Source organism: Helicobacter cetorum (assembly GCF_900198405.1).
GTDB classification, from domain to species: domain Bacteria; phylum Campylobacterota; class Campylobacteria; order Campylobacterales; family Helicobacteraceae; genus Helicobacter; species Helicobacter cetorum_C.
The window spans coordinates 45,972-59,970 of record NZ_FZMR01000009.1; the positions used below are offsets into that span (position 1 = coordinate 45,972).

9 protein-coding genes and 1 pseudogene are annotated in these 13,999 nt (G+C 34.2%); 3 read left to right on the forward strand and 7 right to left on the reverse strand.

Features of this window, described 5'->3' with window-relative positions; genetic code table 11:
- Positions 1-305 precede the first annotated feature (305 nt).
- Entirely contained in the window at positions 306-1,631 is a 1,326-nt protein-coding gene (locus C6H25_RS03705; protein WP_418904545.1) for an outer membrane family protein, read from the reverse strand.
- A 256-nt stretch (positions 1,632-1,887) separates the two neighbouring features.
- Here C6H25_RS03705 and C6H25_RS03710 point away from each other — a divergent pair, with 256 nt between their 5' ends.
- Positions 1,888-3,987 carry a hypothetical protein gene (locus tag C6H25_RS03710; protein WP_104748123.1) on the forward strand — a complete coding sequence of 700 codons (2,100 nt, stop codon included), beginning with the start codon at positions 1,888-1,890 and terminating at the stop codon, positions 3,985-3,987.
- 151 nt (positions 3,988-4,138) lie between these two features.
- Here the strand turns inward: C6H25_RS03710 and C6H25_RS03715 are convergent, their stop codons facing one another.
- The 6 genes and pseudogenes from C6H25_RS03715 to C6H25_RS03740 all read right to left on the reverse strand — a co-directional run.
- On the reverse strand, positions 4,139-6,505 hold the full coding sequence (locus tag C6H25_RS03715) for a hypothetical protein (RefSeq protein WP_104748124.1): 2,367 nt from the start codon (positions 6,503-6,505) through the stop codon (positions 4,139-4,141).
- Between the two features lie 314 nt (positions 6,506-6,819).
- Positions 6,820-7,716, reverse strand: coding sequence for an SPOR domain-containing protein (locus tag C6H25_RS03720; protein WP_104748125.1), 897 nt, complete (start codon positions 7,714-7,716; stop codon positions 6,820-6,822).
- A 29-nt stretch (positions 7,717-7,745) separates the two neighbouring features.
- Entirely contained in the window at positions 7,746-8,288 is a 543-nt protein-coding gene (locus tag C6H25_RS03725; protein WP_104748126.1) for a DUF1882 domain-containing protein, read from the reverse strand.
- 15 nt (positions 8,289-8,303) lie between these two features.
- Complete coding sequence (locus tag C6H25_RS03730) at positions 8,304-9,554, reverse strand: serine hydroxymethyltransferase (protein ID WP_104748127.1); 1,251 nt, start codon at positions 9,552-9,554, stop codon at positions 8,304-8,306.
- Positions 9,554-11,059 carry a lysine--tRNA ligase gene (lysS, locus tag C6H25_RS03735; RefSeq protein ID WP_104748128.1) on the reverse strand — a complete coding sequence of 502 codons (1,506 nt, stop codon included), beginning with the start codon at positions 11,057-11,059 and terminating at the stop codon, positions 9,554-9,556. The genes C6H25_RS03730 and lysS overlap by 1 nt, the downstream gene beginning before the upstream one ends.
- A 153-nt stretch (positions 11,060-11,212) precedes the next feature.
- Positions 11,213-11,830 (reverse strand): annotated as a pseudogene (locus C6H25_RS03740) (CvpA family protein); the annotation flags it as partial.
- A gap of 252 nt (positions 11,831-12,082) precedes the next feature.
- Here C6H25_RS03740 and C6H25_RS03745 point away from each other — a divergent pair.
- Positions 12,083-13,360, forward strand: a complete 1,278-nt coding sequence (locus C6H25_RS03745; protein WP_104748130.1) for an apolipoprotein N-acyltransferase — start codon at positions 12,083-12,085, stop codon at positions 13,358-13,360.
- On the forward strand, positions 13,357-13,998 hold the full coding sequence (locus tag C6H25_RS03750) for an ATP-binding cassette domain-containing protein (protein ID WP_104748131.1): 642 nt from the start codon (positions 13,357-13,359) through the stop codon (positions 13,996-13,998). The genes C6H25_RS03745 and C6H25_RS03750 overlap by 4 nt, the downstream gene beginning before the upstream one ends.
- Position 13,999 lies beyond the last annotated feature (1 nt).

The window sequence follows — 13,999 nt, forward strand, 5'->3', positions numbered from 1 at the left end:
ATGAAATCGTTTTTTTTTTTTTTGTTTATGAACTTTGATGATTTTATGGTTTTATTGTTACTTAAATATACATTTAATGGGAATTTTTAGACAATAATAAGTAATATATAAGTTACTTAAATACTCAATTTATATTTATTTAAAATCCATAAAAATAAAAAAGAGATAAAAAAAGATAAGCTAATGAAATGGATACCATAAGTCAATAGAATACAAAGCCATTAGAATGCACTATTGACTCTTATTGTATTCTTTGAATGGTATTTTAGTTTTTATTTTATTAATATAAAATATTTAAAGTTTTGTTAAAAACTATAGCTCATAGAACTCATAAAATAACTTCTATTTTGAATAGTTTGAGCAAAATTAGGATTATAGAGCGTATCAAGTGCACCGACCTTGTAGCCTTTATGCATGGTAATTTGATAGCCATTGAGTTTTAACATTAAATGCACATATTTTTTAATGCTGTATTTGAGTGTAACGCCTAAGCTTTGTGAATCAGCTCGTGGAGAATAAGTCAATTTACCGGATAATTCTACAAATAGCTTTTTATAATTTGTCCCCGCAAAAGCGTTAATCGTTACAGAATTGGCATTATAAAAATTCGTATAAGCATCTTCATAAGGAGTATCATCTTTGGTGTCATAAAAGGGGTCGACAGGTAAACCATTCCAACCTAAATTTGCACTCGCATTCCCAAAGTTTTTATACACACTCCACCCAAAATTATATTGGCGAAAATGGATTTTTTGAAACACAAACAAACTCGCTGTATTTTTCCCTACTAAAGAACCCCTATAAACGCTCTTAGCCATATAGTTACTATAGATAGGAAACCACGCATAAAAGGTCGTTTGAATGCGCCAATCTGATTTCCAATAAGATTTGGTATCATTGGTAATTTCAAAACCGGGAGCATTGAAATTCTTAGGATAAAACCATAAAAATGGCATAACTCTAATGTATTTATTTTCATAAGTGAGGTTAATGTTGTGCATACCATAATTAATTTTTCGTTTATAGTTTACTGGTGCATAAAAATCTCTAATATATTGCTCATTAGCTAGTCCCCTCCCCCATGTGCTAAACCAATCTATTTTAAAATTTTTCCACTTAAAAAACACTTCAAAACCTTGATTAAAACCGCTTAAAAACATGGCTTTTGAAGGGTATCGTCCCATCTTAATACCGAAAATATCCTTATACTGATAATCTAAATACAAATTGTATAGAATATATTTTCTTGAATTTTGCTCCATTTGTTCGCGGTGCCACTTTCCCATATGTTGCATATAATATCCTGCCCAACGCCCCATATAATACCAGTTTGCTGGCTGAAATCCTTTATTGGGTTGAGCCTCATCTATTAAGGTTTTCGTAGAATCATACGCCATGCCCCCAAGCTCCCCTCCAATACCAAAGCTTAGTTTATGACTCTCTATGTTTTTAGGCAATAAATTCGCATCAATTTGCAATGACCCTACCACATTCACATAACTTCCGGTAGGGTAAATGCCTTTTTTAGAATTGATTACAGATTGATTTAAGGCTATCCTAGAAAAAGACCCTGCTTTCCCACTAATTTTATAACTATACGCATCTAAAACACCCAAGCTTGCAAAAGGCATTAAAACTAAAAATTTACTTGAATGCCAAAAAACTTTTTTATGTGATTGCATACTAATCCCTCTAAAAATATCATTATTATAGAATATTGCAAATTATGCCAAAACTAAATGACAATGGAGTAATCATTTTAATTTTATTTACAACTTCAATCTTTTATATTTTATGTAAAATATTTTAAAATTATTAAAAAATAGCTGAAAAATAGATAATATATCGGTTAGTATTTTATTTTGTAATGAAAGGTTTAGATTACTCATGCTGAAAAAATTGTTGCTTACTATTGGCACTCTCTTAGGCGTTATTGTCTTAGGAGCATATTTTGTGCTTTTTACAGAGAGTGGGAATAAAATTATTGCCTTATTTTTAGAAAAGAAGGTCAATAAAGCTGAACCAACTCTTAAATTAGACATAGAAAAATTAAGACTGAAGTTTAGCTCTTTAGATTTTGAGGCTCAAGTTAATGATGGCTCTAAAATCAAGCTTAAAGGCGATTTTTCACTCTTTAAAAGAAATTTAGATTTCAAATACGATGTAGATATTAAAAACTTGCACCTTTTAAAAGCTTTTGTAAGCTACCCTTTAAATGGAGCGATAGCCACTCAAGGCACTATCAAAGGGGATAAAAAAGCGCTTGTTGTTAAAGGCACTACAAATATAGCACAATCTAACACAAGCTATGAGGCGCTTTTAAATGATTTTAAATTGGCTACTATCGCTTTGAATTTACAAAATGCTAGATTAGAAGACTTGCTTTATTTAGTCAATCAGCCTATTTATGCCAAAGGGCTTTTAGAAATTAATACGAATTTAGATGCCCGTAATTTGAGCGACTTAAAAGGGCAAAATGTCCTAGCCATTGAAAAAGGTTCTCTTAATGTGGAGCTTATCAATAAAATATATCATCAAAATATCAAAATACCCATTGATTTTTCACTAGAAAGCTTGGCAAGATTAGAGGGCGAACATGCTTTCATTAACACAAATTTTAAAAGCAATGTTGTTGATATTGATGCTCAAAGGACTGCTTTTAATCTCAAAAACCAAGAATTAACAAGCAACTACAAACTTTCAGTAACTAAACTTGAAGTGCTTAAAAATATTATAGGAACTAATTTAAAGGGGTCTTTAGAAATTAAAGGACAAGTTAAGGGTAATTTTAAAGAAACTAACAAGCCTATTCAAACTGATGGCATTATCAATCTTGCCAATAACTTGCTAGATTATGAGGTGCTTTTAGACAACAATCAAATTAAAAAAATTGGCATTATCTCTAAAAACATGACTTTAGCTAAATTACTCGCTGTAGCTAACCAACCCAAATACGCTGATGCCAACATGTCTTTAGAGGCCAATATCAATCATCTTGCCCCCTTACAAGGAGACTTGCAATTAATTATGGATAAAGGGCAAGTGAATAACACTCTAGTGAATAAGGACTTCAAACTTAACCTTAAAGATAAAATTACTTTTAATTTCACCAATAGCACTGATTTTAAAGATAATAAAGCTTTAAGCGACACTAAATTAATGAGTTCTTTAGCTAATTTAGAAGCGTTAAAAAGCGTGTATGATATTTCTAAATTACAATTAAATACACCCTATTCTTTAGAAGTGCCAAATTTAGCTAAACTTCAAGGCATTATCAATCAAAAGCTTAAGGGTTCTTTGAGCTTAAATGGTGATGTGGAGCAAAATTCTAAGCTTTTAAAAGTTACCGGCAAATCTTCTTTGCTCGATGGCAAACTTGATTTTGTGTTTTTAAACAATGATTTAAAAGCTAATCTTTCTCATATTTCTTTATTAAAAGCCTTAGAAATGCTTGCTTATCCGGGCTTTTTCAATTCTAGTGCTAATGCGAGCCTAAGCTATAATCTTAGCACCCAACAAGGCACTCTAAACGCTAATTTGATTAATGGGCAGTTTGTAAAAAGCCAATTTAGCGATTTAATCAATACATTCGCTCAATTTGACATTACCAAAGAGATTTATGAAGATGTAAAAATCTCTAGTCAAATCAATCAAAAACGCCTTGTTTCTAATATGGATATGAAGAGTCGTTTGACTAATTTAAGCATTAATAAGGGGCTAATAGATTTGAATAAAAATCAAATTAACATGCTAGTGAACGCTGAAATTTTAAAACTAGCGTTTGGCATTTTTCTTAAAGGTGATTTAAACCACCCCAAAATTGCTCTCAATCTCAATGAAATGGCGCGACAAAAAGCCAAGCAAGCCATTCAAAAGGGCTTAAAAGACATTATGAAAGATGATAAGGTTAAAAAAGGTTTGGATAATCTCATCAAAGATGACAAGCTTAAAGACAAACTCCAACAAGGGCTTAAAGGGCTTTTTTAAGGCTCTTTAAGAGTAGGCATAAATTGCTAAAGGCATTTTAAACATGCTTTTTAAAAAGCAATAAAAACTCCCAAAAACACAAATTTAAGAACCAAAACAAGTTTTTAAAACATCAAAGAATGCAAAAAATTAAAAACGATAAAAAAGGTTTTTAAAACACCCACCCATAGTTAAAGAACACATTAAAATGGCTCACCCCCTCTTTTAATACAAGCACACCTTGCATGTTATCCTTATCAAAAAGCACTTTCATATCATGCTGGATTAGGGGCAAAGCCACACCAATAGAATATTTAGAATGCTTAAAGCGATAATTTATTCCTGTAGTGAAATCTAAATTCCCTGTATTTTTAAAAAGATTGAACACACCATAGCCGTTATAAAGCCCTCTAAAGCCTATGAAACCCCCTAAAGAACTTAAAAAATTATCATTATAATGACTTGCTTTATAAGAATTAAAAAAATCCACCAACAAATCTACCCCCACACCCAAACCAATTTGAGAAACGCTTGAGAGATTAAGGTTAGAATGATTGTATTTAATCAAACCATAATAAGCTAATCCTAAAAAATCGTTAAAATAGCGTTGATAACCCATCTTAAAATCAAAGCCTACCATAGCAGAATGGGTGTAAGAATGATTGATTTGTCTAGAAATTACCTTAAGCGTGTGAGAGAGATTAAAAGGGTTATTTTTTTCATCGTTATGATGACTTTCTTTATGAAAAGGGTTAGAGGGTGTTGAATGGATTTTAATGGGGGTTTGGCGGTTGTTCTTTGACTCAGTCTTTGAGTGTTCATGGGGTTCATGTTTTTCATGGGGTTTATGCGTATCAGTCTTTGAGTGTTCATGGGGTTCATGTTTCTCATGGGTTTCATGCTGTGGCTTTGGCTCGGTTTTGTGGTTTTCATGGGGTTCATGTTTTTCATGGGGTTTATGCTGTGGCTTTGGCTCATTCTTAGGGGGTTCATTAATAGCTATAGGACCAGAAGGGCTAAACATAACAGGTAATTTATCCTCTTTAGCTAAAGTAGTCCAAGCTTGAGCGCTCACGCCTACATATCCGGGTAATACCCCCTTACCATTTATGCAATAATCCCCTTGTGGACACTCTTTAGTAGGGTGTGGATTTTTAGGCACATTAGGATAGGTCATATTCCCGGTGCCAAAATCGCTATTCCAACCCCTAGTGTGCGAATACTCATGCAAAAAGATTTCTAAAAAATCCACCCCACTCCTTGCCCCTTTGCCATTAATCAAATTAGGGTCGCTTAAAATCTTGTTGTATTCAGGATTTAGAATTTCAGATTTTACGCCCATACTCCATGTCGTAGAAAGCCCTAAAAAATCCCATGCTTTAGAGCTAAGAATATTAAGATATAAAATCCCATTTAAGGGAGAACCCCTAAAGCTATTAATGAGTTTATGTTTTGAAATAATGCTCCCTTTAATGCCTTTAGCTTTAGCCTCTTTCCAATTTACTTTTCCATTCAAGCCTATAGGCAAAGAGTTAGAAAAAACAAAGGGAGCGTTTAAAATATCTTCTGCCCAAGTCTTAGAGCTAAACACATACGCTAAATCTATAAGCATAGAAATATACATTTTAGCGTCTTGTAAAGTTATTTTTCCCCACACACTTTTTGGCTTGCCCTTATAACCCTTTCTTTCTGGGATTTTATCTGTTGTGAAATGCGCATCGCTAAATTCTGCATCAATGCCCACCGTGATTTGATTGAGTGCGTTCATCACTCGCTTAGTGTTATAATCGGAGATAGAAGAAGGCACTAATTCTAAACGATACTCATTATTAAATTTACCAACACTACTATCGCAATCATTCTTGGCGGTATCATTATCCATATTAGCACAGCTACTACTAAGCTGTTTATTAATAAAATTTAATTGTTTGGTATTAAACTTCTTATCTAAAGTAACTGAAGAAAACCCTCCTACACTCCCTAAAGTCGTTATAATAATGGGCTTACCCCCTTTTTTGGGGATAGCGATTAATTCTAAACCATTAAGGCTATAAGGCATGTAATTGTTAATAATAAGTCCCCTAATAAGTTCGCCTAAGTTGTTGTATTCATCAAGTGAGACTTCTACCATGTGTTTGGTATCAAAACCATTACAACCATAATCACAATATTCTGGAGCAAACGAGCCAAACACCGAATTAACCTTAATCCCTTGGGTAGAAATATAAGGGGTTTTAAGCTTACTAATCTCTTCTTTAGTCAAATCAAAAGACGCATTTTGTGCTAGTGCTTGAGAAGAAAAAGGCAAGGCATTAAAAGTATTGTAAATTTCTTTATAACTTTCTTTATAGCTTACTTCTTGTTCGCTAGTTTGCAACATGCCGGTTTCAAAGCCCCCCTCCACAAAAAAGCCATCTTTTTGATGCGCCTTCATAGAGCCTAGCAAAGCCCCCACTAAGAAAAAACATGTTTTTTGGGTTTTAAGGTATCGCTTAAAAATTCTAACGCTCAAAAAAGCTAAAGGGAGTAATTTTTTCAAAGATTCGCCCCTTTACTCTCTCTCTCTCTCTCTCTCTCTCGTTAGCCATTTTGTTATCCTTTTACTTACTTTAAGCCCTTATATTTGCAAGAATTATACTCTAAAGATTTTGCAAGGTCTTAAAAATTTGTAAAAAAAATTAAAAGATAAAATTAAAAATTCTGTTTAAATATAGGTAGAATGAAGTATGAAATCATAAAAACATTTTAAAACTAAGGCTTTTTGTAAAACAAGCCCCTTTGAAAAAACAAATCAAAAGATTTTAAAATTTAAAAACCAAACTTAAGAGATAATGCCCTTAAGCTTGATTATTTTTAGCGCACTTCCACTACTACAGGTTTAGTCAATTTCTCTGTTACTTCATTGACATGCTCTAAAGCCTCCTCACGAGACTTATAAGGCCCTATGAGATAGCGCTTGTTTGTGCCTAATTTTTCAATGGCATGGGGAAGTTTCTCAAACTCTTGCAAAAAGATTTTATTAGGCATATTGGCAAAAACCCCTACTTGCAAGTAATGCCCCTTAGCAATGCTTGTGGCTTTAGGGGCTGTTTGTTTAGGTTCTTTTTTCACTTCCTTTTTAGGCTCTTTCTTATTCTCTTTTTTGGCTGTCTTTTCTTGCTTAACATGCTTAGAATGAGCCTCTTTTTTCACTTCTTTTTTAGCGTTCTCTTTAGCATGAGATTTTTGGGCTTGCTTTTTTTCTTTATTTTCATGTTTATTCTCATGTTTTTTAGCCTCTTTATTTGTTTTAGGCTTAGAGTGTACATGCTCTTTAAAATCCAAACTGCCATTATTTGCTGTCTCTTTGCTAGATTTCTCTAATTTCTTATCCATAGCTTTAGCTTTTGGTGGCTCTATCTTAGAGGGTGCTACCTCTGTAGGAAAAACATTAGGAGATTGACTCTCTTGCTTTTTAATATTATCTGCAACTTTATCTAGCTTGTCCTCTTGCTGTTCGTTAGCGAAATCCAAATTCAAGTTTTCAAACTCATTATCCTTTTTTTCCCCATGGGTGTTGCCTATCTTTTGCATGCTACTATCTGCTTGCAAAAAGTTCTCCTTAGGAGCCTCTCTAGTGCTTTTCCAAAACACCATTAAAAGCACTGCCAAAACAATAATAGCAATCGCTACAATCAAAAGCGCTTTTTTAACACCAGAGCCACTGACCTCTTCTTCTAATATATCATCTAGCTTTTCTTTTTCTGCCATGATTAAACTCCTATAACTTGATTATTTTACTATAAATGCTTTGCCCAAGAACTGCCTCGCTCTTTGGCAAAAACTTCATAAGGTAAAGCTAAAATATTAAATTCCTTAGGCACATCATTATTAGGAAAAATTTTCCATTCATTAGGCAAACCTTGCGCTAATTTCATAGACAAAGTCTTAATCAATCTCTCACCTTCGCCTAATTCTGTATGCCCTTTATGCACATACAAGTGCAAATGCCCGGGAGTTTTAGTATTATAAGCGGTAAAATTCATAAAACCTTCTTCACGCAACAATAATTGTGCCTTATGATAAAAACGCTCCGGATTTCTCCCATTATAATCAAATACAATGTTTTCTACTTTATTATTCTTTAAAATCAAATTGTGAGCGATAGTAACTTCTTTTCTAAAATGTTTTTGAATTAAAGAACTTGTAAGCATAGAATTGACTCTTTGAAACTTGTTGTAAAAAGAACGCCCCGCATGCGTCATTTTCTCGCCCAAACCCGGTTTTTTTTCAAAATAGTGGCTCGTATCTATTTTGATAAGCTTTAATTCCATTTCTGTCATGCTATTTTAAACCCTTTAAAAAATTGATTGCTTATACACAAGAAATTGACTGGCCATAGCCTTTAATTCCTCTTTTGTTTGTAATTGCAAACTAACATTATCAATATCATTCAAAATATCTGATATTTTATGCCCTATGATTTCAAATTCCTTAGCTCCCATGCCCCTTGCGCTTAGTGCGGCTGAGCCGATTCTTATGCCACTGGTTACAAAAGGACTACGAGTTTCACCGGGAATAGTATTTTTATTCACGCAAATTCCAGCATTCCCTAAAGCAATATCCGCATCTTTTCCACTATAGGGCTTGTCCAAGAAATCCATTAAAAGCAAATGATTAGAAGTGCCATTACTCACTAGCTTATGATTTTTTTCTTTTAAAACTTGAGCTAAAACTTGCATGTTAGATTTTACTAACTTAGCGTAAGTTTTAAACTCTGGTTTTAAATTCTCTTTAAACCCCACCGCTTTTGCAGCAATGACATGCATTAAAGGTCCGCCCTGAGTCCCCGGAAAAATCGCTCTATCAATCTTGGTAGCTATCTCTTCGTCATTACTTAAAATAAGCCCCCCTCTAGGCCCTCTTAAGGTCTTATGCGTGGTGCTTGAAACCACATGGCAATGCGGGAAAGGGTGGCCATGCTCATTAGCTACTACAAGCCCTGCCACATGAGCTATATCGCCTAGTAATAACGCTCCCACTTCATCAGCAATTTCTCTGAATTTTTTAAAATCAATCTCTCTTGGATAGGCCGAAAACCCACACACAATGATTTGGGGCTTAACGCTTTTAGCAATTTTAAGCACTTCTTCATAATCAATATAACCATCTAAGCCTACCCCATAAGAAAAGCTTTGATAATGCTTACCGGTTAAACTCACTTTAGAGCCATGCGTTAAATGCCCCCCACAGCTTAAATCCATGCCTAAAATCTTGTCATAAGGCTTTAAAAGGGCGTGATAGACAGCGTTATTAGCTTGTGAGCCTGAATGAGGTTGCACATTAGCAAACTGACAATTAAAAAGCTTTTTAGCCCTTTCTATGGCTAAGCTTTCTATTTTATCCACCACTTCACAGCCCCCATAGTAGCGTTTATGTGGGTAGCCTTCAGCGTATTTGTTCGTCAAGACACTTCCCATAGCTTCCATAACACTAAAAAAGGTGTAATTTTCGCTCGCTATCATTTCTAAATGTTCGTTTTGTCGCTTACACTCTTCATTGATTAGTTCAAAAATTTCACTATCGCTTTGTTCTAAAAAATATGCCATTATTCTTCACTCTCAACATTAAAATCATTTTTAACAGGACGCATAGCTGGAAATAAAATCACATCTTTAATGCTTTTAGCTCCGGTTAATAACATCACTAATCTATCAATGCCTATGCCTTGTCCTGCAGTTGGGGGCATTCCATAACCTAACGCCCACACATAATCTTCGTCCATATATTGGGCTTCTTCATCGCCCTTTTCTTTTTCTTTCACTTGAGCCTTGAAACGCTCTAGTTGGTCTAAGGGGTCATTAAGCTCACTAAAACCATTAGCAATTTCTCGCCCAGCGATAAATAATTCAAACCTATCAGCGATATTAGGATTATTATCATTGCGTCTAGCTAGTGGGCTAATCTCAATAGGATACTCCGTCACAAAAGTGGGGTTAATGAGTTTATGCTCTACAAAATTATCAAACGCTTCAGCGAGTAATTTGCCATAAGTAAGGTTATTCTCTACTTTGATACCTTTTTCTAATAAATAAGCTAAAAGCTTGTCTTCTTTTTCTAAAATATCCCTACTAATCCCCCCTATTTTTTCTAAAGCGTCTAGATAGGAAATCACGCAAGTTTGATTAAAATCCACTTCCATGTCGTTGTAGATAATTTTTGAAGTTAAATTCAAGGTCTTTAGCAAGTAGTCAAACAATCTCTTGCTTAATTCAATCAAATCTTCATAAGTGTGATACGCCCAATAAAATTCAATCATAGTAAATTCAGGGTTGTGGCTATGGTCCATGCCTTCGTTTCTAAAGTTACGATTGATTTCAAACACTGCTTCAAAACCCCCTACAATAAGGCGTTTGAGATACAATTCTGGAGCAATTCTTAAATACCTTTCAATTTCTAAGGCGTTGTGATAGGTTACAAAAGGTCTTGCGTTCGCTCCACCAGGAATGGGGTGCATCATAGGGGTTTCTACTTCTAAAAAGCCTTCTGTTTCAAAAAATTTACGCACACTTGAGACAATCAAGCTACGCTTTTTAAACACATCTTTAACTTCAGGATTAACGATTAAATCTAGGTAGCGTTGGCGGTAACGCAACTCTATATCACTAAGTCCATGAAACTTTTCAGGTAATGGCACAATGGCTTTACTTAAAATATGAAATTCTAGGGCATGAATGCTTAATTCACCGGTTTTTGTAGCAAAAGGAAAACCCTTTACAAACACAATATCGCCCACTTCTAAATGCTTTTTCAAGCTTTTAAACTCATCGTTTAATTCATTTTGTGAAACATAAGCCTGTAAAGTCGTGCTTTCATCTTCAATCTTAATAAAACATGCCTTACCCATTAAACGCAAGAGTTTAACTCTACCTACAATACTCTCGCATTTTTCTTTGTCTTTAGGCTCTTCTAAATCTTTAACATAAGCGTATTTCTCTAAAAAAGCGTCGTTTTTAAGACTTCGTTTCAAGCCGTTTTTATAAGGGTTTTTCCCTTCTTCTCTTAAGCTATTGGCTTTATTTATGCGTTGTTGAACATATTGATTAGAAAACATCATTTACCTTTAGGGATTAACTTGAGTTTGACTAGGCGTGCTAGGAGCGTTATTGCTCGCATCATTAGGGTCTATCGCCTTATCTTTAGAAAGGGGTGCGTCTGCAATTTTATCTAAAGTTTCTTGCGAAGGTTCTAGGCTTTGCAAGCTTTGCTTAGGTAATTCTTTAGCTTTTTGCTTAAGGATTTCAACCCCCTTGTCTAAAGCTTTATCTAAAGTTTCTTTACCTTTAGTTTGAATATCATCACTCATTTCTTCAAGGTTTTCTTTAAGATTTTGTTCCACATGTCTAACACCATCAAGACGCATGACTTTGCTTGCAATATTTTTCATGGTAGGAAAAATCTCGCTATGCTCTTGCAAATAGGCATCAGCATTTTTCATTAAATCCATTTTAGAGAGTGCATAGAGAATAAAAGACAGCACTAAAAAAGTCTTTAAGCATGAAAAAATAAAGCCTAACGCTCTATCTATAATGCCTAACCCACTAAAGATGAGTATCTTACCTAGCACCACACCAACAGCCAAAAAGAGTATCCACACTAATGCTAATACGAGCAAAAATCCAATGAGATTGGTCATGGTTTCATTGCGTAGGTTATACAAATGCTCTGAAAATAACTGCCCAATATCAACAGAATAGCGAGATGCTAAACACACTCCCACAACAATTCCAAGCATTCCGGCAATCTCATTCACAAACCCATGATAAAACCCACGAATCCCAAAGGCTACTACTACGACAATCAGTGCCAAATCAATATAATTCAAAACCTAACCCACACCTTTCTATACAAAATAACGCTTTTAACGCCTACTTTTGATTGACAAGCCTAAATTTATCCGCTAATACTCTTAAAAGGCTTTAAAATTTGGTAATAATAACACAACTTAAGCAAAACTACCCTTAATTAAGCATCTTATAAGCTCTAAAATCCTAAAGAATTTCAAGTTATAAAAACACTAAAATTAAAATATAGCTATAATACGACAAAACAATTTCAAGGTTTCAAAAATTCAGCCATGCGTCTTGCACTATTTAACAAAAACACTTTTTTATTAGCATGTGTGTTTGTTTCAAGCGTCTATGCTAACGCCCTTTTAGACTTTTTAAATTTTCAAAACCCCTATATTTCTATCGCACTTAATAGCCTACTAGCCCCATTAAGCATGTTAGCGTTTTTAAACATACCTAAAAAACACGCCTTTTCTTTTGGCTTTTTTGTGGGAGTATTGCTCTTTTACTGGAGTGCTTTAAGTTTTCGTTACTCAGAATTTCCTTATTTATTACCCTTAATCATTATCCTTGTAGCGTTAGTTTATGGGGTGCTTTTTATGGGTTTTCTTTATTTTAAAAACCCACTCTTTCGCCTTTTTTCATTTTTAATTGTTAGTTATATTCATCCTTTTGGTTTTGATTGGCTAGTGCCAGATAGCTTTTTTTCTTATAGTGTGTTTAAAAATGACAAATTATCTTTAGGGCTTGTATTCTTAGCTTGTATTATCTTTAGCACATTAAAACCTAAAACCTATAAAATCTTAGGAATATTATGCTTGATAATCGCTCTTGATTTCAACCTTTTTAAAACAAGTGATTTGAAAAATGCTGACAATATCCAACTAATCTCTACTAAAACACCCCAAAATTTAAAATTTGATTCAAACTACCTTAGCGATATTGAAAATAACATGCTTAAAGAAATAAAGCTTGCTATTAACCACAAAAAAAGTCTCATCGTTTTTCCAGAAACCGCTTACCCAACCACTCTAGAAAACTCCGCCTTTAAAACTGAGTTAGAAAATTTGAGCGATGATATTGCTATTTTAACAGGCGCATTACGCACGCAAGGTTATAATCTCTATAATAGTGTGTTTTTATTTTCTAAAAAAAGTGTTCAAATCGCCAATAAAGTTATCCTAGCCCCCTTTGGCGAGACTATACCCTTTCCAGAATTTCTTAAAAAACCCCTTGAGAAACTCTTTTTTGGTGAAAGTGCTTATTTATACCGCTCTGGTCAAAATTTTAGTGATTTAAAACTAGATAATCTAACTTTTCGCCCCTTAATTTGCTATGAAGGCACTTCCAAACCCGCTTATTTAAACAGCCCTTCAAAAGTTTTTATTGTCATGAGTAATAACGCATGGTTTAGTCCAAGCATTGAACCAACCTTACAAAGAATGCTTTTAAAACACTATGCAAGGCGTTATCACAAGATTATTTTACATAGTGCGAATTTTTCAGCTTCTTACATTCTAAGCCCAAGTTTATTAGGCGATATTCTTTTTAGGAAACCTTTATGATTAGAGCAACTAACATCTCTCACGCCTTTGAAAAACCCCTCTATAGTGGCGTAAATTTACACATTAAACCTAAAGAAAGCCTAGCGATTTTAGGCATAAGTGGGAGTGGCAAAAGCACTCTTTTAAGCCATCTATCTACCATGCTAAAGCCACATAGTGGGATAATTAGTTTATTAGAATATGAAGATATTTATGCCTTAAATTCAAAAAAGCTTTTAGAATTACGACGCTTGAAAGTGGGTATCGTGTTTCAAGCCCATTATCTCTTTAAGGGTTTTAGTGCCTTAGAAAATCTACAAGTCGCTTCAATTATGGCTAAACAAAGTATCAATCACACACTTTTAGAAAAATTAGGCATAGCCCATACTCTCAAACAAGGCGTGGGCGAACTAAGTGGCGGACAGCAACAACGCCTAAGTATTGCTAGAATGCTCTCTAAAAAACCTAAAATCATTATCGCTGATGAACCCACCGGAAATTTGGATACCACTACCGCTAATCAAGTTATTAGTATTCTACAAAACTACATTGTAGAAGAAGAAGGAGCGTTAGTTTTAGCCACGCATGATGAAAATTTGGCTTTCACTTGCTCGCAAGTCTATCGCTTAGAAAAAGAAGTTCTAATTAAGGAAAAATAAG

Excerpts from the sequence above, each read along its gene's own strand:
- C6H25_RS03725 (WP_104748126.1), bottom strand. The coding sequence starts at position 8,288 with ATGACAGAAATGGAATTAAAGCTTATCAAAATAGATACGAGCCACTAT.
- C6H25_RS03750 (WP_104748131.1), top strand. The coding sequence starts at position 13,357 with ATGATTAGAGCAACTAACATCTCTCACGCCTTTGAAAAACCCCTCTAT.
- lysS (WP_104748128.1), bottom strand. The coding sequence starts at position 11,059 with ATGTTTTCTAATCAATATGTTCAACAACGCATAAATAAAGCCAATAGC.
- C6H25_RS03720 (WP_104748125.1), bottom strand. The coding sequence starts at position 7,716 with ATGGCAGAAAAAGAAAAGCTAGATGATATATTAGAAGAAGAGGTCAGT.
- C6H25_RS03745 (WP_104748130.1), top strand. The coding sequence starts at position 12,083 with ATGCGTCTTGCACTATTTAACAAAAACACTTTTTTATTAGCATGTGTG.
- C6H25_RS03705 (WP_418904545.1), bottom strand. The coding sequence starts at position 1,631 with ATGCCTTTTGCAAGCTTGGGTGTTTTAGATGCGTATAGTTATAAAATT.
- C6H25_RS03730 (WP_104748127.1), bottom strand. The coding sequence starts at position 9,554 with ATGGCATATTTTTTAGAACAAAGCGATAGTGAAATTTTTGAACTAATC.
- C6H25_RS03710 (WP_104748123.1), top strand. The coding sequence starts at position 1,888 with ATGCTGAAAAAATTGTTGCTTACTATTGGCACTCTCTTAGGCGTTATT.